The sequence below is a fragment of the Streptomyces sp. NPDC055815 genome (assembly GCF_053616475.1).
This window is the reverse complement of the sequence record NZ_JBSHDU010000082.1, coordinates 18,845-37,498: the sequence shown is the minus strand read 5'-3', so window position 1 is coordinate 37,498 and position 18,654 is coordinate 18,845. Positions and strand designations below refer to the sequence as shown.

Genomic DNA, 18,654 nt, shown 5'->3' with positions numbered 1-18,654 from the left:
TCCGAGGGGGGACTTGAACCCCCACGCCCGATAAAGGGCACTAGCACCTCAAGCTAGCGCGTCTGCCATTCCGCCACCCGGACAAGGTGTCTGTCGCTCCGGGGTTTCCCCCGCGGCGACAGAGATAACTCTACCAGGGGTTCGAGGTGCCTTTCACCAGCGTTTTCCATGGTCAGTGGGGTGGGACGGCCTCATCGACCTCGATCCGGTCCGGACCGCCCCACCCCCCGTACGGGTTGCTCGTCCCCGTGCGCGCAGGGTGACGAGGGGCCGCGGGCCCCGGTCAGCCCTTCTCTCGCAGGGAGTGGAGGTGCTCGCCGGACCTGCGCGCGAAGGTCAGGGAGTCGACGGGGTTGTCGCGCTCGGTCTGCCAGTGGTGGGCGTTCCTGCCGTGGTGGGTGCGGTTGACCGCGGAGATGAAGCGCCGGTAGTCGATGTCCCCGTCCCCCACGTCGGTCATCCGGTAGCCGTAGGGGACGACCGAGTCGTCGCGGTCCCCGTCCTTCACGTGGAAGAGCGGGTAGCGCTGCGGCTGGGCGAGGACGTAGTCGAGGGGGTCGAACGGCGCGGGGGTGCCGTCCGGGCGGACCGAGTAGCGGTACTGGCCGACGTACGCCCAGAAGATGTCCATCTCCAGGTGCACGAGCTCGGGGTCGGTCTCGGCGAGCAGGACGTCGTAGAGCCGGACGTCGGGGCGGTCGGTGGCGAAGGAGAACTCCTCCGAGTGGTTGTGCTGGTAGAACTTCATCCCCCGCTCGCGCGCCGCCTCGCCGAACCGGTTGAACTCCTCGGCGCAGCGCTTCCAGCCGTCCACGGTGGCGCCGTAGCGCCAGGGACCGGAGGCGGTGCCGATGTGCGGCAGACCGAGGGCGGCCGCGTCGTCGAGGACCCGGTCGAGGTTCTGGGCGAAGGTGTACGCGGCGGGGTCGTTCGCGTAGTAGCCGACGTGGCTGCCGATGGCCCGCAGCCCGTGGTCGCGGGTGAGGCTCCGCAGCTCGGCGAGGGTCAGCGGGCCGGCGGCGCCCTGGCCGTATCCGGCGTACTCGACCTCGTCGTAGCCGTACTTCTGCAGCTCGGCGAAGACGGCGGCGAAGCCGAGGGCGGCGACCTTGTCGCGCAGTGAGTAGAGCTGGATGCCGAGGCGACCGGGCGGCAGGACGGGACGGCCGAGCCCCTCCCCCCGGGTCGCGGGGTCGGCGGCGCTGTCGGCGGCGGCGGGGACCGCGGCGCCGAGGAGGGCGGCGGCGGTCGCCCCGGCGGCGACGCCCAGCATGTCGCGCCTGCTGAGCCGCCGGCCGAGCTCGGGGTCGGCGGCGCTGTCGGTACGTCCGGTGCGGCGGATACGACTCATCTGTGGATAACTCCTTGGCTGTCGTCGGGGTCTGCTTCACTGGAATCCGGTCGGGGTCGTCGGGGTCCTACGTGACTCCGGCCAGCCTGAGCAGCAGGTTCTTCACATCGGTGGCCGCGACGCGGCCGCTTACGGCGCGGGGGGTGGAGCACAGAATGAGCGGACTTTCGTCCTCGCTCGTGGGGAGGCGGCCATGGCTGCCGCGAAGAGGTGACGGGTCCAGGGGAACGACCGCGAGCCGGTAGCGCATGCCGAGCTTCTTGCGGGCGATCTCCTTGGCCGCCCTGATCCGGACGTACGGGTCGAGCGGGTCCATGAGCAGTTCGGCGGGGTCGTAGCCGGGCTTGCGGTGGATCTCGACGAGCCGGGCGAAGTCGGGGGCGCGGGCGTCGTCGAGCCAGTAGTAGTACGTGAACCAGGCGTCGGGCTCGGCGAGGGCGACCAGTTCCCCCGAGCGCGGGTGGTCGAGACCGTGTTCCTTCTTGCCGTCGTCGTCGAGGAGCGTGTCGAGACCGGGCAGGTCCGCGAGCGCTTCCCGGACGGCCGGCAGGTCACCGGGACGTCGGACGTAGACGTGGGCGATCTGGTGGTCGGCCACGGCGAAGGCCCGGGAGGTCATGGGGTCCAGGTACTCCATGCCGTCCTGGGTGTGGACCTCCAGGAGGCCGGCGCGGCGCAGGGCGCGGTTGATGTCGACGGGCCGGTCAGCGCGGGTGATGCCGTACTCGGAGAGGGCGACGACCGTGCGTCCCTCGGCCCGGGCGTCGGCGAGGAGCGGGGCGAGGACGGTGTCGAGCTCGGCGGCGGCGCGGAACGAGCGCGGATCGTCGGGGCCGTAGCGCTGGAGGTCGTAGTCGAGGTGCGGGACGTAGCAGAGGGCGAGGTCCGGGCGGCGGGTGCGGAGGATGTGCCGGGTGGCGTCGACGATCCACCGGCTGGAGACGAGGTCGGCGCCGGGGCCCCAGAAGTGGAAGAGGGGGAAGGTGCCGAACTTCTCGGTGAGTTCGTCGTGGAGGGCGGGGGGACGGGTGTAGCAGTCGGGTTCCTTGCGTCCGTCGGCGTAGTAGACGGGTCGGGGGGTGACGGTGATGTCGGTGTCGGCGCCCATGGCGTACCACCAGCAGATGTTGGCGACGGTGTAGCCGGGGTGGGCGCGGCGGGCGGCGTCCCAGAGGCGGTCGCCGGAGACGAGGCCGTTGTGCTGGCGCCACAGCAGGACGTCGCCGAGTTCGCGGAAGTACCAGCCGTTGCCGACGATGCCGTGCTCGGCGGGGAGGGTGCCGGTGAGGAAGGTGGTCTGGGCGGTGCAGGTGACGGCGGGCAGGACGGTGGAGAGCGGGGCCTGGGAGCCGCTGCGGGCGAGGGCGGCGAGGTGGGGCATGTGCGGGAGGAGTCGTGGGGTGAGACCGACGACGTCGAGGACGAGGAGGGGGGTGGGCCGCGTGTCGGTCATGGCAGTTCCTTGAGGCCGAGGTCGGTCAGCAGGTCGCGGGCCAGGGTCAGTTCGGCGGCGATGCCGTCGGCGAGCCGGGCACGGGTGCGGGGGCGCCGGCCGGGAGGGAGGACCTGCCAGGTGTAGGTCTCGACCTCCAGGTGGCGGGTGCGGGGGTGCGGGCCGCCGACGAGGAGGGCGAGCGTGTCGCGGAGGACGGGCAGCGTGGAGGCGAGCGGAGGGGCGGGGGGAGCATGCAGGGGTACGTGGAAGTGGGCGCGCCACGGGGTCGCGTCGGGAAGTCCGTGGCCGGGGGCCGTGGCGGGGTTCTCGCCGGGTCCGGGTGCGGGGGCGCCGAGGGCTTCGGGGAGGTCGTCGGTGCCGCGCAGGCCGGCGGCGGTTCTGGTGCGGGTCTGGTGGAGGAAGCGGGGTTCCGCGAAGGCGGCGAGCGCGGCCCTGACCTCGGGGAGGTGCGGGTGCTCGGCGTGCAGGGCGGCGGAGAGCTGGGCCTTGGGGATGGTGATGCCGGCGGCGGCGAGCGATTCCAGGGCGGTGCGCGGGTCCTCGAAGGAGGTCGCGAGGTGGCAGGTGTCGAGGCAGACGCCGATACGAGGGCTGCGGAGGCCCGGTGCGGAGGTGAGCGCGGCGACGGCGTCGGCGACGGTCTCGACGGTGCAGCCGGGTTCCGGTTCGAGGCCGATCCGGATGCTCTTACCGGTGAGCTCCTCCAGGGCGTCGAGTCGGGTGGCGAGGGTGGTCAGGGCGGTGTGGGTGGTGGCGGCGGCCCTGGCGGTCCAGGCGGTCCGCCAGGCGAGCGGCAGGGTGGAGACGGAGCCTTCGGTGACGTCCTCGGGGAGGAGTGCGGCGAGGAGGTGGGCCAGGTCGGAGGTGTGGGCGAGACGTTCGGGGCGGGTCCAGTCGGGCTGGTAGACGCGGTACTTGACCTCGTCGGCGCCGAAGCCCTCGTAAGGGAAGCCGTTCAGGGTGACCACTTCGAGGCCCCGGCGGTCGAGCTCGGCGCGCAGGGCCCGGAGCGAGGCCGGGTCGGCGGTCAGGGAGCGGGCGGCGTCCCGGGCGAGCCAGAGGCCGATGCCGAGGCGGTCGCGGCCGAGGCGGCGGCGGACCGGCTCGCAGTGGTCGCGGAGCTGGGCGACGACGCCGTCGAGGGTCTCGGCCGGGTGCACGTTGGTGCAGTAGGCGAGGTGGACGGTGGAGCCGTCGGGGTGCCGGAAGCGCATCCGGGGCGCCTCATTCCCCGCCGCGGAGGACGGAGTTGCCCTCGTGCAGGTCCGGTGGGGCGGGGAGGTCGAGGTGGAGACGTCCGCTGAGGCCGTAGAAGGCGACGGGGTTGCGCCACAGGACCTGGTCGACGTCGTCGTCCGTGAAGCCGGCGGCGAGCATGGCGTCGGCGACCGCCCGGGTCTTGAGGGGGTCGCTCCGGCCCCAGTCGGCGGCCGAGTTCACGAGGACGCGGCCGGTGCCGTACTCCTTCAGGATCGCGACCGTCCGGTCCTCGTCCATCTTGGTGTCGGGGTAGACGGAGAAGCCGAGCCAGGCGCCGCTGTCGGCGGCCTCCTTGACGGTCGTCTCGTTGAGGTGGTCGAGGAGGACGCGGTCCACGGGAAGGGCGGACTCGCGGACGACGTCGATCGTGCGGCGCAGGCCGGTGAGCTTGTCGCGGTGCGGGGTGTGGACGAGGGCCGGCAGGCCGTGGTCGGCGGCGAGCTGGAGCTGGGTGGCGAGAGCGGTGTCCTCGGCCGGTGTCAGGGAGTCGTAGCCGATCTCGCCGACGGCGACGACGCCGTCCTTGGCGAGGTACCGGGGCAGCGCGTCGAGGACGGGGGTGCAGCGGGGGTCGTTGGCCTCCTTGGGGTTGAGGGCCAGGGCGCAGTGGTGGGCGATGCCGTGCTGGGCGGCGCGGAACGGCTCCCAGCCGAGGAGGGAGTCGAAGTAGTCGAGGAAGGAGGCGGGCGAGGTGCGGGGCTGGCCGAGCCAGAAGGAGGGTTCGACGAGGGCGCGGACACCGGCGTCGTGCATCGCCCGGTAGTCGTCCGTGGTGCGCGAGGTCATGTGGATGTGCGGGTCGAAGATGCGCATCAGGACTCCTCGGCGGCGTTGGTGAGGGCGAGGACGTGGGACAGGTCGGCGGGGAGGGGGCGGCCCGCGGCGGTGCGTTCGGCGGCGTGGTCGGCGAGCATCCGGGCGAGTTCGGTGTCACCGGCGGCGCGCTCGGCGAGGCCGGCGACGGCGGTGACGGGCACTCCGGTGAACAGGCACTTGAGGAGGGCGTGCCGCCAGGCGTGGGGGGTGAGGTGGGTGGCGGCGTAGGGGCCGAGGGCGGCGGCGACGAGGGTGGTGTCGTGGGTGCGGAGGGCGTCCTCGACGAGGGGCAGGGCCTGCGGGCCGGTGACGAGGGAGGGGAGGGCGAGGAGGACGGCGCGGCGTTCGGCGGCGGTGCCGTGCTGGTAGAGGCGGGCGAGGGTGTCGGGCCCGGCACCGGCCGCCCGGAGGAGGCGGGTGCGGACCTCGTCCGCGTGCGCGGGGCCGCAGTGGCGACCGGCGGCCACGAAGTGCGGCTCCCAGGCGGGGGTGCCGCCGGCGGTGTCGGCGAGGGCGGTGTCCAGCCAGGCTCGGGTGGTGTCGGTCAGCATGCCGGGGTCTCCTGGCGCAGGAACGAGAGGGAGGAGCGGGCGAGTTCGGGGCCGGCGTGGGAGTGCCGGGGCAGTTCGACGACCGTCAGCCCCGGGTAGCCGGCCACGGTGAGTTCCGCCAGGGCGGCCAGGACGGGCGGGAAGTCGATCTCTCCGTCGCCGAACGGGACGTGCTCGTGCACACCGCGTCGCATGTCCTCGATCTGGACGTGGTGGACCCAGGGCGCGGCGGCGCGCAGGCAGTCGGCGGGAGGGAGGGGTTCGAGGCACTGGCAGTGGCCGATGTCGAGGGTGAGACCGAGGACGGAGGGAGGAGGGTCGCCGAGGAGACCGCGCAGGTGGTGGAAGTCGTTGAGGGTGGCGAGGAGATGACCGGGTTCGGGTTCGACGGCGAGGGGCACGCGGGCGGCTTCCGCGGCCTCCAGGAGGGGAGGGAGTGAGGAGACGAGCCGCTTCCAGGCCTCGTCGGACGGGGTGCCGGCGGGGAGGGTGCCGCTGAAGCAGTGCACGGCGTGTGCGCCGAGGTCGGCGGCCACCCGCACGGCCCGCAGGAGGAGCCGTACGCGGGCGGCACGGTCCTCCGGGTCCGGGTCCAGCAGGGAAGGGCCGTGCTTGCGGCGCGGGTCCAGGACGTACCGGGCCCCGGTCTCGACGGTCACACCGAGCCCGAGCTCGCCCAGGCGCCGGGCGACCCGGGCGGTGCGGGCGGCCAGGTCGGGGGCGAGGGGGTCGAGGTGCATGTGGTCGAGGGTCAGCCCGACACCGTCGTAGCCGAGGTCGGCGAGCAACCCGAGGGCGTCGTCGAGTCGGAGGTCGGCGAGCCCGTTGGTGCCGTAGCCGAAGCGGGGGGCGGGGCGGGATGCCGCGCCGCCGTGGGGGTGGCCGAGCCGGGAGGGGTGAGGGGCTGGGGTGGGGTGGCCGGCTGGGGAGGGGTGGCCGAGCGGGGAGGGGTGGCTCATGTCGGGCTCACCTTTCGGGCCAGTGCCCGGGCGGCCGGGACCAGGCCGAGCAGGGCGAGCGCGGTCCCGGGCGCCCCGCCTCGGGCGGCCAGCGCGGCCTGGAGCGGGATCGTCGCCCGGATCCCACCCCCGACGGCCCGCTCGGTGAGCGTCGCCGAGGGGTTGAGCGCGGCGTGCAGGAGGAGGGTGGCGGGGGTGCGGGCGTAGGCGAGGGCCAGCCATGGCCCGAGCCGACGGGAGAGGGAGGAGGCGGGAGCGGGGAGGGGGGAGGCAGGAGCGGGGAGGGTGGGGCGGGGGCGGGGGGCGGGGCGGGGGCCCCCGGGGGAGGCGGAATCCGCGGGGCCTCCGGTGGCCGCGCCCTTCCCGGTGCCGGACGCCGCTCCGGCGACCGCCAGGGTCACGGCGAGGGCCGCGAGGGGGGTGCGGGTGGAGCCGCCCTGGGTCTCGTGTCGGGAGACGGCGGTGACGGCGTAGGTGTGGGCGGCGAGGAGGGCGGCGGAGGGAAGGGCACGGGCGGTGGCCGTGAGGAGGGCGGGTCGGTGTGTCGGTTTGGCCGAGGCGAGCGCGCCGAGGAGGAGGTCGAGGGCGCGGGCGGTGGCCATGGTGGCGGGGGCGGCCGGGGTGTGTTTGAGGCCGAGGTCGTAGGCCCAGACGGTGGTGGCGAGGGCGGTGGCCGTGAGGAGGGCGGGTCGGCCGGCGCGGGAGGCGAGGCCGAGGCCGGCGAGGGTCAGGGCCGTCGAGGCGGCCAGGGCGGCGCCGGGTGTGACGCGGCCCGAGGGGAGGGGGCGGTGGGGGCGTTCGAGGGCGTCCTCGTGGCGGTCGGCCCAGTCGTTGAGGGCCATGCCCGCCTCGTACAGGCAGAGGGAGGCGCCGATCGCGTGGAGGGTGCCGCGTCCGGGGCGGGCCCCGGTGGTGGCGGCTCCGGCGAGGGCGTCGCCGGGTACGGACGGGAGTGCGGAGACGCGGAGCAGCTCCGCCCAGGCGCGTGCCGGTCCGCCGGCGGCGTGGCCGGTCGTCGGGCGTTCTGCCCGCGCGGCGCGGCCGTTCACACCGGGCCGTCTCCGCGCGGCGCGGCCGCTCGCCCCGCGCCGTGCCCGTGCGGGTCGGCCGGTCATCGGGGGTCCTGCCCAGGGGTGGGGTCGGCGAGGGTGCGGCCGAAGGCGATGAGGCGGTGGTACTGGTCGGCGAGGGCGGCCGGTGGGGTGCCTTCGGGGTCCTTGAAGTAGAAGGCGAGGTCGTGGAGGGGGCCGGTGTGGCCGGTTTCGTGGGCGCGGGCGGTGAGGCGGGCGAGGTCCAGGACGAGGGGGGCGGCGAGGGCCGAGTCGCAGCCCTGCCAGAGGGTCTGGAGGATCATGCGGGTGCCGAGGAAGCCGTCGAAGGCGATGTGGTCCCAGGCGGTCTTCCACTCCCCCAGGGCGGGGACGTCGTCGATGTGGACCTGGCCTTCGACGGTGGTGCCGAGGGTGTCGGTGAGGACGCGTTCCTTGCCGGCGTTCTTGGCGGCGGCGGCCGCCGGGTCGGCGAGGGCGGCTCCGTCGCCGCCGCCGAGGAGGTTGCTGCCGGACCAGGCGCGTACGGTGAGGGCCCGCTGGCGGAACATCGGGGCGAGCACGGCTCGCAGGAGGGTCTGTCCGGTTTTGCCGTCGCGGCCCGCGTGGGGCAGTCGGGCGGCGGCGAGCGGGGCGGCGAGGGCGGGGTGCCGCAGTCCCGTGGACGGGGTGAAGTTGACGTACGGGCAGCCGGCGCGGAGTGCCGCTGCGGCGTAGAGGGTGCTGGGTGGGAGCCCGGCGCCCCCCGACGCCGGCTCCGTGGAGGCCACATTGACGACCACGACGCGGTCCAGGCCAATCCTTCGGCGGAAGTCCGTCAGGTCGGTGGTGAAGGTGGCGATGAGCTGTTCGTCGGTGCGGGTGTCGCCGGCGGCGGGTCCGCCGGGGCGGATCTCGCGGTCGGCGGCTTCGAGTTCGGCGGCGACGGCCTGGGCGAGGCCGTACGGGAGGACGCCGGCGGTGGTGAGTTGTTCGGCGCGTTTGGGGAGGGGGCAGTCGGTGGTGTCGTGGCCGCCGAAGACGAGGGAGGAGAGCGGGGGGAGGCCGGCGTCGGCGAGGTCGGGTGTCTCGGTGGCCATGCCGGTGGGCGGGTGGAGTCCGGCGACGAGGGCGGCGCAGCCGGCCACGGTGGTGGTGGCGACGGAGCCTCTCGCGCCGATGAGCCAGATTCCGGTGCGGGGTGCGATGGTCATGGCGTCGGCCTCCCTCTGGAGGAGAACTGGCGGGGAAGTGGGGTGGTGGTGACGGTGGGCGGGGGGTACGGCGCCTCCCCGCCCACCGTCGGCTGTGGCGGGCTCCCGTCGGACGGTCGGCCTCAGGCGGTCCGTCGGGCCGGTGGTCCCGTCAGGAGGGGAGTTCCTTGAGGCGGATGTTGCGGAAGGCGGCCTGGTCCTCGGTTCCGTGGTTCTGGATGCCGATGTGGCCGTCGGTGAGGCTGCGGGCCGGGTCGGTGTTGGTGAAGTCGTTGATCTTGACGCCGTTGAGGAAGACCTGGAGGCGTTCGCCGGTGACGCGGAGTTCGTACGTGTTCCATTGGCCGGGCGGGCGGAGGGCCTGGTCCCGGGCCTTGAGGTCGGCGGACTTGAAGCCGTAGACGGCTCCGGTGGTGCGGTCGGGGGTGTCGGTGGCGTCGATCTGGATCTCGTAGCCGTTGTTCACGGCGGACCAGGGGTCGTCGGAGGCGGGGAAGCCGAGGAAGACGCCGGAGTTGGAGTCTCCGGTGACCTTCCAGTCGAGGGTGAGGGAGTAGGAGTGGAATTCCTTGGCCTGGTACCAGAGGAGTCCCATGCCGCCGGTGGAGCGGAGTTCGCCGTCGGTGACGTCGAAGGCGCCGGGTCCGGCCTGCTTCCAGCCTTCGCGGGTCTCGCCGTTGAAGAGGCTGCGGTAGCCGGTCTGCGGGCTGCAGTCGGCCTTGGTCCGGCCGGTGGCGTACTGGAGTCCGCCGAGGAGGTGCTGCCGGAAGGCGGGTTCGGCGTACGACTCCTTGGTGTGGCCACCGCCGGTGTAGAAGGAGCGGCCGCCGCCGTAGGTCTGGCACCAGGCGATGGGGTGGTCGCCCTTCATGGTGCCGCCCTGGTAGGTGGTCTCGTCGAGGGTGGCGAGGACGTGGGCCTGCTCGCGGGGGTTGGTGCGGTAGTTGTACCACTCGTCGGTGCGCTGCCAGGGGCCGTCGAGGTGGGCGGTGGCGGGGTGGGTGTGGTCCTCGGCGCGGACGGTGGCGGGCTGGATCTGGGGGTGGGACTGGAAGTAGGCGCCGACGAGGCCGCCGTAGAAGCCCCAGTCGTATTCGGTGTCGGCCGCGGCGTGGATGCCCAGGTAGCCGCCGCCGGCGGAGACGTACTGCTCGAAGGCGGTCTGCTGGCTGGTGTCGAGGACGTCTCCGGTGGTGGAGAGGAAGACGACGGCGTCGTAGCGGGCGAGGTTCTCGGTGGTGAACTGGCGTGGTTCTTCGGTGGTGTCGACGGTGATGTTGTTGTCGGCGCCGAGTTCCTTGAGGGCGGTGATGCCGGTGGGGATGGAGTCGTGGCGGAAGCCGGCGGTCTTGGAGAAGACGAGGACGCGTTTGGTGGTGCGGTCGATGGGGGTGCTGGAGAGGGTGAAGTCGTCGAGGTCGTAGAGGGCTCCGGTGCCGCCCTTGAAGACGAGGTAGAGCTGGGTGGTTCTGCGGGGTGCGGCGCGCAGGGGGATGTCGATGTCCTGGAAGGTCTCCCAGCTGCCGGTCACGGGGACGGGGGCGGAGCCGAGGAGGGTGCCGGTGGGTGAGCCGGTGCGGACTTCGAGGACGCCGCCGGTGCCGCCGGAGGAGACGCGGGCGGTGAGCCGGGTGGCGCCGGCGAGCTGGTAGGGGGTGAAGGCGATCCAGTCGCCGTTGTCGATGTCGCCGACGGTGCGGCCGCCGTGGGCCTGGGTCTTGTCGTAGGTGCGGATGCCGCTCTGGGTGTCGAAGTGTTCGGCCTGGCGGTGGCGGGGCTGGAGTTTGGCCTGGTCGCTGCCGGTGAGGGCGGGCTGGCCGCCGCCTCCGTTGTCGGTGTACTCGGCGTTGAAGACGGCGAAGATGTTGGCGTCGTCGTCGTGGCCGCCGTCGGCGGAGGTCTTGATGGTGCCGGTGCAGCCGTTGGCGGTGGTGACGGGGTGGCCGTGGCTGTCGTGGCCGAGGACGTAGGTGACCTTGATCCTGGTGCAGTCGATCGGGCCGGCGGCGGAGTCTTCGGGGTCGTTGACGGTGACCTTGAAGGGGATGTCGTCGCCGAAGGAGAAGAGGGCGCCGTCGGTGGGGAGTTGGAGGGTGACCTTGGGTGCGGTGTTGCCGACGGTGAGGTGGACGGAGGCGGATCCGGTGCGGCCGGTGGGGTCCTGGGCGGTCACGGTCGCCGTGTAGGTGCCGTTGGTGGCGTAGGTGTGGGTGGGGTTGGCGGTGGTGGCGGTGGTGCCGTCGCCGAAGTCCCAGCTGTAGGTGAGGGGGTCGCCGTCGGCGTCGGTGGTGCCGGCGGAGGAGAGGGTGACCTTGAGGGGTGCGGTGCCGGAGGTCTTGTCGGCGCTCGCTTCGGCGACGGGTGAGTGGCCGCCGGTGGCGTTCTCGATGCGGTAGAGGCCGGAGTTGTGGTCGCCGCCGAACCAGGCGGTGCCGTAGTCGAGGACGTAGAGGGCGCCGTCGGGGCCGAAGGCCATGTCCATGATCTGGGTGCCGGTCCAGGGGACGGGGTTGATGGAGTGGACGGTGCCGTCGGTGTCCTGGTCGATGCGCTTGATCCAGCGGCGGCCGAATTCTCCGGCGAAGAAGTCGCCGTCGTAGGACTCGGGGAACTTGACCGGGGAGGTGTTGGCGGGGTCGTAGCGGTAGACGGGTCCGCCCATGGGTGATTCGGAGCCGGTGCCGAACTCGGGTACGGAGCCGCCGTTGTAGGGGATCCAGGCGGGTTCGGCCGGGGGCAGGTCGACGAGTCCGGTGTTGTACGGGGATTCGTTCTTGAGCGCGGCGCAGTCGAAGGTGGCGCCGGAGGTGCCGGTGGCGAAGTCGTAGGCGACGTAGGGGTCGTTCTTGCCGGTGCAGAAGGGCCAGCCGAAGTTGCCGGGCTTGGTGACGCGGGCGAACTCGACCTGTCCGGCGGGGCCGCGCTGGGGGTCGGCGGCGCCGGCGTCGGGGCCGTAGTCGCCGACGTACAGGACGCCGGTGGCCTTGTCGACGCTGAAGCGGAAGGGGTTGCGGAAGCCCATGGCGTAGATCTCGGGCCGGGTCTTGGCGGTGCCGGGGGCGAAGAGGTTGCCGTCGGGGACGGTGTAGCTGCCGTCGTCGGCGACCTTGATGCGGAGGATCTTGCCGCGGAGGTCGTTGGTGTTGCCGGAGGTGCGGCGGGCGTCGAAGGCGGGGTTGCGGCCGGGGCGGGTGTCCATGGGGGTGAAGCCGTCGGAGGCGAAGGGGTTGGAGTCGTCGCCGGTCGAGAGGTAGAGGTTGCCCTGGGCGTCGAAGTCGATGTCTCCGCCGACGTGGCAGCAGATGCCGCGGGTGGCGGGGATGTCGAGGACCTTCTTCTCGCTGCTGTTGTCGAGGGTGAGGTCGGCGTTCAGCGTGAAGCGGGAGAGGCGGTTGACGCCGTCGTACGGGGCGAACTGGGCCGGGGTGCCGTCGTTGGGGGCGTCGCCGGCGGGGGTGTCCAGGGGTGGGGCGTAGTAGAGGTAGATGGCCCTGTTGTGGGCGAAGTCGGGGTCGAGGCCGATGCCCTGGAGGCCTTCCTCGTCGTGGGAGTAGACGGGGACGGTGCCGATGACGGTGGTGTTGCCGGCGGCGTCGGTGCGGCGGAGTTCGCCGCCGCGGTCGGTGTGCAGGACGCTGCGGTCGGGGAGTACGGCGAGGGACATGGGTTCGCCGACTTCTTCGCCGCCCTTGGCGAGGGTGACCTGCTGGAACTCCTCGGCGGAAGCGGCGGGGGCGGCGGACGCGGCAGGGGCGGCCGGGTCCGTCTCGGCCGCGAGGCCCTGGGGGGCGCCGAGGGCGAGGAGTCCGACGGTGAGGAGGGCGAGGGTCTTCCTGGCTCGGAGTCGTTGTCTGTGCACGGATGTCCTCCGGAGTAGGGGTGTGCGGGTGTCCGGGGACCGGCGTGCGCCGTCACGCTGGTCGAATGGGCCAGTTACGCCATGTACACATCAGGGACGGTAGCGAGGTTCGTCCACTCCGTGAACCCCTTGTGCACGCTTCGATCGAACTTTCCACCGCGAGAGGACAAAGCCCCTCGCGGTGGAAGCGCGGGGACCTCAGTCACCGCCCCCGAAGGCGGCGTCGAAGGAGGCCGCCGGGGGGTCGAAGTCGTACCGCTTGAGGAAGGCGAGCGCCTCGGGCGCGCCGGTCAGCCGGTCCATGCCGGCGTCCTCCCACTCCACGGAGACCGGTCCGCCGTAGCCGATGGACCGCAGCATCCGGAAGACGTCCTCCCAGGGCACGTCGCCGTGCCCGGCGGAGACGAAGTCCCAGCCGCGCCGGGGGTCGCCCCAGGGCAGATGGGAGCCGAGCCGCCCGTTGCGGCCGTCGAGCCGCTTGCGGGCCTCCTTGCAGTCCACGTGGTAGATCCGGTCGCGGAAGTCCCACAGGAAGCCGACGGGGTCGAGGTCCTGCCAGACGAAGTGGCTCGGGTCGAAGTTGAGCCCGAAGGCCGGCCGGCGGTCGACGGCGTCCAGGGCCCGCCGGGTGGTCCAGTAGTCGTACGCGATCTCGCTGGGGTGCACCTCGTGGGCGAAGCGCACGCCCTCGGCGTCGAAGACGTCGAGGATCGGGTTCCACCGTTCGGCGAAGTCCTCGAAGCCGCGCTCGATCATGCGCTCGGGGACCGGCGGGAACATCGCCACCAGGTGCCAGATCGACGAGCCGGTGAAGCCGACGACGGTGTCGACGCCGAGCGCCGCCGCGGCCCGCGCGGTGTCCGCGAGCTCGCGCGCGGCCCGCTGCCGTACCCCTTCGGCGTCGCCGTCGCCCCAGATCCGGGCGGGCACGATCGCCTGGTGGCGTTCGTCGATCGGATGGTCGCAGACGGCCTGCCCCACCAGGTGGTTGGAGACCGCCCAGCACTTCAGGCCGTAGGCGTCGAGGAGTTCGCGTCTGCCCTCGACGTACGCGGGGTCGGCGAGGGCCTTGTCGACCTCGAAGTGGTCGCCCCAGCAGGCGAGTTCGAGGCCGTCGTAGCCGAAGTCGCGGGCGAGCCGGCAGACCTCCTCCAGGGGCAGGTCGGCCCATTGGCCGGTGAAGAGGGTGAAGGGTCGTGGCACGGTCGGGCGCCTCCTAGCCGGATGCGGGGGTGGTGGGTACGGGGGTGGTGGGTGCGGATGTGGTGGGTGCGGGGACGGCGGGTACGGGGGTGTAGACGGCGTTGTTCCGGGCGCTGTCCTCCACCGACGCCAGAACGCGCTGGACCTGGAGGCCGTCGGCGAAGGACGGCGCCGGGGCGGTGCCGCCGGCGATGGCGTGGACGAGGTCGCGGGCCTGGTGGGCGAAGGTGTGCTCGTAGCCGAGTCCGTGGCCGGGCGGCCACCAGCCCTCCAGGTACGGGTGGCCGGGTTCGGTCACGAGGATGCGGCGGAAGCCGGCCGAGACGGCGGGCTCGGTGTGGTCGTGGAAGGACAGTTCGTTGAGCCGCTCCAGGTCGAAGGCGAGGGAGCCCTTCTCGCCGTTGATCTCCAGGCGCAGTGCGTTCTTGCGCCCGGAGGCCATCCGGGTGGCCTCGAAGGAGGCCAGCGCCCCGGAGGCGAGCCGCCCGGTGAACAGGGCGGCGTCGTCGACCGTGACCTGCCCGTACACCTCCGATCCCGCTCCCCCGCCGAGACCGCCCGCGCCGGCTCCGGCGAGCCTCGGCCGCTTCCGTACGAAGGTCTCGGTGAGCGCCGACACTCCGACCAGCGGCTCCCCCGCGAGGTACTGGGCGAGGTCGACTGCGTGGGCGCCCAGGTCCCCGAGCGCGCCCGAGCCGGCGTGCTCGCGCTCCAGGCGCCAGGTCAGCGGGAAGTCGGGGTCGACGAGCCAGTCCTGGAGGTACGTGACGCGGACGTGCCGCAGGGTGCCGAGCCGGCCGTCCGCGACGAGGCTCCGGGCGTACGCGAGGGCGGGCACCCGGCGGTAGTTGAAGCCGACCATGGCGATCTGGCCGCGGGCGGCGGCGGCCTCGGCGGCCGCCGCCATCGTCTCGGCCTCGGCGACCGAGTTGGCGAGTGGTTTCTCGCACAGCACGTGCTTGCCGGCCTCCAGGGCGGCGACGGCGATCTCCGCATGGCTGTCCCCCGGGGTGCAGACGTCGACGAGCTGGACGTCGTCCCGGGCGATCAGGGCCCGCCAGTCGGTCTCGGCGGCGGCCCAGCCGTGCCGGCGGGCGGCGGCCCGGACGGCGTCGGCGTCGCGCCCGGCGACGGCGGCGAGGACCGGTCGCAGCGGCAGGTCGAAGGCGCGGCCCGCGGTGCGCCAGCCCTGTGAGTGGGCGGCGCCCATGAACGCGTAGCCGACCATGCCGACGCCGAGCGTCGGCGGCGCGGCCCCGCTCTCCGTCTGTTCCATACGGTTCCTCCGTTTCGTGGTGCGGCGGGTGACTCCCTGGACCGGCGAGGTCAGTTGAAGCCGGTGGGGAGGTACTCGTCGACGTTCTCCTTGGTGACGACGGCCGAGTAGAGGGTGATCGAGGCGGGGATCTCCAGCTCGGCCATGCCGCCGATCCCCTTCTTCTGGCCGAGGGCGCGGGCGAGGTCGATCGCGGAGGCGGCCATGGTCGGCGGGTAGAGGACGGTGGCCTTGAGGACGCTGTCGTCGGCCTTGATGGCGTCCATGGCGGACTTGGCTCCGGCGCCGCCGACCATGAGGAAGTCCTTGCGGCCGGCCTGGGCGATGGCGCGGAGCGCGCCGACGCCCTGGTCGTCGTCGTGGTTCCACAGGGCGTCGAACTTCGGCTGGGCCTGGAGGAGTTGGGCCATCTTGGCCTGTCCCGACTCGACGGTGAACTCGGCGGCCTGGCGGGCGACCTTGCGGATGTTGGGGTAGTTCCTGAGGGCGTCATCGAAGCCCTGGGTGCGCTGTTTGGTGAGTTCCAGGCTGTCCATGCCGGCGAGTTCGACGACGGTGGCGTTCGGCTTGTCCTTGAGCTGTTCGCCGATGAAGCGGCCGGCGTTGAGGCCCATGCCGTAGTTGTCGCCGCCGATCCAGCAGCGGTAGGCCTGCGGGGAGGCGAAGATCCGGTCCAGGTTGACGACGGGGATGCCGGCCTTCATGGCCTGGAGGCCGACCTGGGTGAGGGCCTTGCCGTCGGCGGGGAGGACGACGAGGACGTCGACCTTCTTGTTGATGAGGGTCTGGACCTGGCCGATCTGGGCGGCGGTGTCGTTGGAACCCTCGGTGATCTCCAGGGTGACGTCGGAGTACTTCTTGGCGCGCCGTTCGGCGTTCTCGTTGATGGCGTTGAGCCAGCCGTGGTCGGCCTGCGGTCCGGCGAAGCCGATGGTGACGGGGGTGCCCGGCTTGTCGTCGGCGGCGGGGGCGGCGCTCGCGACGGGTGCTGTGTCCTTGGCGTTCCTCGGTTCGTTGCTCGTGCAGGCGGTGAGGAGAGCGCCGGCGGAGACGGCGGCGCCGCCGAGGAGGAGGTGTCTGCGGCTGGTTTCGGGCATGACGGGTCAACCCTTCGAGGGGAAGGACTACGGGGGGGCCGGGCTACGAGGAGAGGGCTACGGGGCGGGGGTCAGGTGTCGCCGTCGCGGACCGTGCGGCGCTGGACCAGGACGGCGGCGACGATGATCGCGCCCTTGGCGATCTGCTGGACGTCGCTCTGCAGGTTGTTGAGGGCGAAGATGTTGGTGATGGTGGTGAAGACGAGGACGCCGAGGACGGAGCCGACGATGGTGCCGCGGCCGCCGCTGAGGAGGGTGCCGCCGATGATCGCGGCGGCGATGGCGTCGAGTTCGTACAGGTTGCCGTTGGTGTTCTGGCCGGATCCCGCGAGGACGATCAGGAGGAAGGCGGCGATGCCGCAGCACAGGCCCGACAGCAGGTACAGGTAGAGGCGCTGGCGGCGGACGTCGATGCCGGCGAGGCGGGCGGCCTCGGGGTTGCCGCCGACGGCGATCGTGCGGCGGCCGAAGGTGGTGCGGTTGAGCAGGAGCCAGCCCACGGCCGTGACGGCGGCGAAGACGAGGACGAGCGGCGGGATCCCGAGGACGTAGGCGTCGGGGACGCCGAGGTCGAGGACGGACGGGACGGTGACGATCTGCGTCTTGCCGTCGGTGATCTGCAGGGCGAGGCCGCGGGCGGAGGCGAGCATCGCGAGGGTGGCGATGAAGGGGACCATCCCGCCGTACGCGACGAGGACGCCGTTCACCAGGCCGCAGCCGAGGCCGACGACCACCGCCGTGAAGAGGATGCCGGCGAAGCCGAACTCCTGGGTGGCGAGGGTGGTGGCCCAGACGGAGGCGAGGGCGACGATCGCGCCGACGGACAGGTCGATGCCGCCGCTGGTGATGACGAAGGTCATCCCGACGGTGACGACGCCGATCACGGACGCCTGCGTCAGGACGAGCTGGAGGTTGGAAGTGGCGAGGAACTCGGCGGGCCGCGTGAGGCCGCCTACGGCGACCAGGGCGGCGAGGACGCCGAGCAGGGACAGGTTGCGGACGTCGGCCCTCAGGCCGAGTGCGCGCCGGCGGCCTTCCCGGGCCGGCACCTCGGCCGGGGTGGTGAGCGTCATGCCGTCGGACTCCCTTCCATCACGAGGTCGAGTACGCGGTGTTCGTCGAGGTCGCGGGCGGGCGCCTCGTGGACGACCCGGCCCTCGCGCAGGACCAGGACGCGGTCGGCGAGGCCGAGGACTTCGGGGACCTCGCTGGAGACGAGGAGGACGGCGAGGCCGTCGTCGGCGAGGCGGCGGACGACGGCGTACAGCTCGGCGCGGGCGCCGACGTCGACGCCGCGGGTGGGTTCGTCGAGGAGGAGGACCCGGCAGCCGCGGAGCAGCCAGCGGGCGAGGACCGCCTTCTGCTGGTTGCCGCCGGAGAGGGTGCGGACGCGGGCGTCGGGGTGGTCGGGGCGGAGGGACAGCTCGCGGGTCGCGGCCCTGGCGGTCGCGCGTTCGGCGGTGCGGTCGATCCAGCCGGCCCGGGAGAAACGGGCGAGGGAGGAGACGGAGACGTTGCGGGTGACGGATTCGAGGAGGAGCAGCCCCTGGGCCTTGCGTTCCTCGGGGGCGAGGCCGAGGCCGGCGCGGACGGCGGCGGGGACGCTGCCGGGCCGCAGGGGCCGCCCGTCGACCACGACGCGGCCGGCGGTGGGTCTGCGCGCCCCGTAGACGGTCTCCAGGATCTCGGAGCGGCCGGAACCGACGAGCCCGGCGAGGCCGACGATCTCCCCGGGACGCAGTTCGAGGTCGAGCGCCTCGAACTCCCCTCTCCTGGCGAGGCCTTGGATGCGGAGGACGGGTTCGGCGGTGGGCGTCCGGTCGTGCCGGTCGTGCCGGTCGGGGAAGACGTACGGGACGTCCCGGCCGGTCATGAGGGCGACGACGTCCCGGGTGGGGGTGGTCGCGGCGGGCAGTCCGCGGGCGACGGCACGGCCGTCCTTGAGGACGGTGACGCGGTCGCCGATGCGGCGGATCTCCTCCAGGCGGTGGGAGATGTAGACGACGGCGACGCCTTCGGCGGTGAGGTCGGCGACGATCCGGAAGAGGTTGTCGACCTCGTCGGGGTCGAGGGCGGCGGAGGGTTCGTCCATGACGATGAGTCGGACGTCGTGGGAGAGGGCGCGGGCCATGGAGACGATCTGCCGCTGGGCGGCGGAGAGTTCGCCGACGCGCCGGGCGGGATCGATCTCGGGGTGGCCGAGGCGTTTGAGGAGCGCGGTGGTGGTGGCCCGGGCGGCGCGGGTACGGACGAAGCCGGCGGTGGTGGGCTCGTGTCCGAGGTGGACGTTCTCGGCGACGGTGAGGCCTTCGACGAGGTCGAGCTCCTGGTAGATGGTGGCGATGCCGAGGCGTACGGCGGCGCTCGGGGAGCGGAGCCGGACGGGTTCGCCGTTCCAGGTGATGCGGCCTTCGTCGGGCTGGTGGGCGCCGGCGAGGACCTTGATGAGGGTGGATTTGCCGGCGCCGTTCTGGCCGAGGAGGCAGTGGACTTCGCCGGGGGTGACGTCGAGGTCCACGCCGTCGAGGGCGCGGACGCCGGGGAAGGACTTGGTGATTCCGGACATGGTGAGCAGGGGTGGGTG

14 protein-coding genes are annotated in these 18,654 nt (G+C 72.9%); all 14 read right to left on the bottom strand.

Going from position 1 to position 18,654, the window contains the following annotated elements; all coding sequences use genetic code 11:
• Positions 1-283: 283 nt before the first annotated feature.
• Positions 284-1,351: a sugar phosphate isomerase/epimerase family protein gene (locus ACWGN5_RS34740; protein ID WP_453522391.1), complete on the bottom strand. Its 1,068-nt coding sequence runs from the start codon at positions 1,349-1,351 to the stop codon at positions 284-286.
• Positions 1,352-1,418: 67 nt separating this feature from the next.
• Positions 1,419-2,804, bottom strand: a complete 1,386-nt coding sequence (locus ACWGN5_RS34735; RefSeq protein WP_369147511.1) for a nucleotide pyrophosphatase/phosphodiesterase family protein — start codon at positions 2,802-2,804, stop codon at positions 1,419-1,421.
• Positions 2,801-4,021, bottom strand: a complete 1,221-nt coding sequence (eboE, locus tag ACWGN5_RS34730; RefSeq protein WP_453522390.1) for a metabolite traffic protein EboE — start codon at positions 4,019-4,021, stop codon at positions 2,801-2,803. The genes ACWGN5_RS34735 and eboE overlap by 4 nt, the downstream gene beginning before the upstream one ends.
• A 10-nt stretch (positions 4,022-4,031) precedes the next feature.
• Positions 4,032-4,880, bottom strand: a complete 849-nt coding sequence (locus ACWGN5_RS34725) for a TatD family hydrolase (RefSeq protein ID WP_453522389.1) — start codon at positions 4,878-4,880, stop codon at positions 4,032-4,034.
• The gene (locus tag ACWGN5_RS34720) at positions 4,880-5,434 is read right to left on the bottom strand and encodes an EboA domain-containing protein (protein ID WP_453522388.1); all 555 of its coding nucleotides are present in this window, start codon (positions 5,432-5,434) and stop codon (positions 4,880-4,882) included. Before ACWGN5_RS34720 ends, ACWGN5_RS34725 begins: the two co-directional genes overlap by 1 nt.
• The gene (locus ACWGN5_RS34715) at positions 5,428-6,393 is read right to left on the bottom strand and encodes a sugar phosphate isomerase/epimerase family protein (protein ID WP_453522387.1); all 966 of its coding nucleotides are present in this window, start codon (positions 6,391-6,393) and stop codon (positions 5,428-5,430) included. The genes ACWGN5_RS34720 and ACWGN5_RS34715 overlap by 7 nt, the downstream gene beginning before the upstream one ends.
• Complete coding sequence (locus tag ACWGN5_RS34710; protein WP_453522386.1) at positions 6,390-7,508, bottom strand: SCO3242 family prenyltransferase; 1,119 nt, start codon at positions 7,506-7,508, stop codon at positions 6,390-6,392. Before ACWGN5_RS34710 ends, ACWGN5_RS34715 begins: the two co-directional genes overlap by 4 nt.
• On the bottom strand, positions 7,505-8,635 hold the full coding sequence (locus tag ACWGN5_RS34705; protein ID WP_453522385.1) for an inositol-3-phosphate synthase: 1,131 nt from the start codon (positions 8,633-8,635) through the stop codon (positions 7,505-7,507). The genes ACWGN5_RS34710 and ACWGN5_RS34705 overlap by 4 nt, the downstream gene beginning before the upstream one ends.
• Before the next feature lie 151 nt (positions 8,636-8,786).
• Positions 8,787-12,494 (bottom strand): ThuA domain-containing protein, encoded by a 3,708-nt coding sequence (locus tag ACWGN5_RS34700; RefSeq protein ID WP_453522384.1) that lies wholly within the window; start codon positions 12,492-12,494, stop codon positions 8,787-8,789.
• 198 nt (positions 12,495-12,692) lie between these two features.
• Positions 12,693-13,697 (bottom strand): sugar phosphate isomerase/epimerase family protein, encoded by a 1,005-nt coding sequence (locus ACWGN5_RS34695; RefSeq protein ID WP_453522383.1) that lies wholly within the window; start codon positions 13,695-13,697, stop codon positions 12,693-12,695.
• Between the two features lie 13 nt (positions 13,698-13,710).
• A complete protein-coding gene (locus tag ACWGN5_RS34690; RefSeq protein WP_453522382.1) occupies positions 13,711-14,973 on the bottom strand; it encodes a Gfo/Idh/MocA family protein in 1,263 nt (420 codons plus the stop codon).
• Positions 14,974-15,023: 50 nt separating this feature from the next.
• On the bottom strand, positions 15,024-16,070 hold the full coding sequence (locus tag ACWGN5_RS34685; protein ID WP_453522381.1) for a substrate-binding domain-containing protein: 1,047 nt from the start codon (positions 16,068-16,070) through the stop codon (positions 15,024-15,026).
• Positions 16,071-16,141: 71 nt separating this feature from the next.
• Positions 16,142-17,143 carry an ABC transporter permease gene (locus tag ACWGN5_RS34680; protein ID WP_453522380.1) on the bottom strand — a complete coding sequence of 334 codons (1,002 nt, stop codon included), beginning with the start codon at positions 17,141-17,143 and terminating at the stop codon, positions 16,142-16,144.
• Entirely contained in the window at positions 17,140-18,636 is a 1,497-nt protein-coding gene (locus ACWGN5_RS34675) for a sugar ABC transporter ATP-binding protein (RefSeq protein ID WP_453522393.1), read from the bottom strand. The genes ACWGN5_RS34680 and ACWGN5_RS34675 overlap by 4 nt, the downstream gene beginning before the upstream one ends.
• Between the last annotated feature and the right edge of the window lie 18 nt (positions 18,637-18,654).